Raw genomic sequence first — 2139 nt, 5'->3', positions numbered from 1 at the left:
CTGTATAAAAAAATCGTGCAACGAGAACCGTCCCCGTTGCACCCCATTGCACCATAACTATTTTAATACTTTTTCTAACAACCTGTCGAATCCTTCTAATGTTTCAATTCTAACTGCTTTTCTAACTAATTCATTTAATATCTCTGTATCATTTATAGTTTCTAATTTTTCTCTTATATATTTTGGTACAAAATCAAATCTTTCTGATAATATATCTATTGTATTTTCCCTTATTGCTTCTTTTCTAGCTTTCTCTGCAGCTTCTTTTCTTTCTTCTTTTGCCCATTCTTCAAATAATGGTGAACCCATAAGCATATCCCTCCTTATGATACTAGTAATCATCTCCTTAGAATACTCTACTTCTGACAAAAATGACATTGCTGTTAAGATATCTTTACTCAATGCTTCATCTTCTATTTCAGATACTATTTTTACTGATTCATTTAATACTATTTCTTTATTATCTTTTTTCCTTTCATCTTTCATTAATGGTAATAAAGCATATAATCCTATTAATTCATTTTCTAATACGATTTCCTTATCCAATTCCCATGCTCTTAATACATCATATTCATAATGTATATTACTATTATCAAATATATCGTCTATGATTTTATTATCTGTAGTTTCCTCATTTTTTGAAAAATATATTACTACTTGTTTCATTGGAAGTAATTCTCTATTAGTGCTTAAGAGTGATTCATATACATCTGCTCTATATCTTAACATTCTAGCTGGAAGAGCAGTATCTATATAGCCTTGTGGTTCTAAATTCAATATGAAATTATTATCTTCATCTTCTATCAAATATAATGCATCTAATCGTGATTGTACTTTCGGATTTTTCTCAGGTTTAATTTCCCTAAACTTAATATCTTCAACCCTTCCTAATACTGCCTTTATCCAATCTTCCGGTCTTAACTGCAACAATCGTTTTGATGGTATGTCTATACTAGCCAATTCATCACCTCGTTATCGTTACCTTTATCTTTATTATACCACATTAATACCATATCCTGTTTCCATCTTTAATTCTTCTTCAATCTGATGCATTAACTCATCATCAATTTCTTCATCTACACTAACTTTCACCATAGCTTCATTAATATATATGCTTGGATTTTTCTTTATGAGTATTCCTTTTTCTCTAAATAACATCTTTACTATTTTTATAATTTCATTTTGATTTGGATTTTCGTTTATAATTATATTCCATCCAGTTTCTTTTTCCAATTGTTCTATAATATCCTTGTATAAACAACCTATTTGAGGTGAGACAAAGGATAGTTCTATATAGGGAATATTGTTTGAAACTTTCTTACTCTTTTTAAATAACTTATGCCTTTTATCTAAAAAAACACTCTCTATAATATCAAAAGCTTTATTTTGCTCCATCATTTCCCCCATATCTTTAATTTTTAAAGATATTTCCTCTGTTTTTAGTTGGCTATTAGAGTCAATTACAAGTTTCATTCCTGATTTTCTTTCAAATTCTTCTTGAATCCTAGAGATTCCATCTATATCCTTACTAAGATCTATGGAAAAGTATCCTTTATCTCGATAGTAAGACAACTTGTCTATCATCACTCTTCTAGGAAGTAAAGAATATATAAGTTCCTCAGCAGCACCTTGGTTGCAATCATCATTTATCTCAACTTTCCAACCTGTTTCCCTCTCTATTTTCTCTATTTCATCTTTATATATTTTCTTTGCCTTATCTGGAAAATCAAAGTAAAGTAATGCTATTTTATCCTCATATCTAGCACCAGTTTTATAAAGACCTGCCTCCTTTGGAAATATATCATTAACAAAAGCCAACATATCATTCATTTCCATTTCAGTAGATTCTTCTTGTATTAGTTCCTCTTCTTTAACTGGATGGTATAAAAATAGTCGTCTAGAATTAGGTGCAAAATACTTTGTATTATTCAATATATCTCTATATTCAATTACCTTCTCCTCTGAAAAATTACTTTGCCCACTCCAAATATAAATTATCTCTTCTACAGAATAACCTGTATTTACTCCAGTTAATTTATATAAATATCGCCACAACTCCGGCATATCTTCTTCTTTAATCTGAACCCTTTTATATAAAGGTTTTATCTTTTTCATCATGGAAAGTTGTTTTCTAGGCTT

The 2139-nt window shown here is 29.3% G+C and carries 2 protein-coding genes; both read right to left on the bottom strand.

Annotated elements, in window-relative coordinates; genetic code table 11:
- Positions 1-57: 57 nt before the first annotated feature.
- Entirely contained in the window at positions 58-960 is a 903-nt protein-coding gene (locus tag VK998_RS02415; protein WP_325225069.1) for an RpnC/YadD family protein, read from the bottom strand.
- A 33-nt stretch (positions 961-993) separates the two neighbouring features.
- On the bottom strand, positions 994-2139 hold a 1146-nt coding region (locus VK998_RS02410), incomplete at its 5' end, for a hypothetical protein (RefSeq protein ID WP_325225066.1).

This window comes from Schnuerera sp. (assembly GCF_035459645.1).
In the GTDB taxonomy this organism is placed as follows: domain Bacteria; phylum Bacillota; class Clostridia; order Tissierellales; family Tepidimicrobiaceae; genus Schnuerera.
This window is presented reverse-complemented; position numbering and strand designations above follow the sequence as displayed.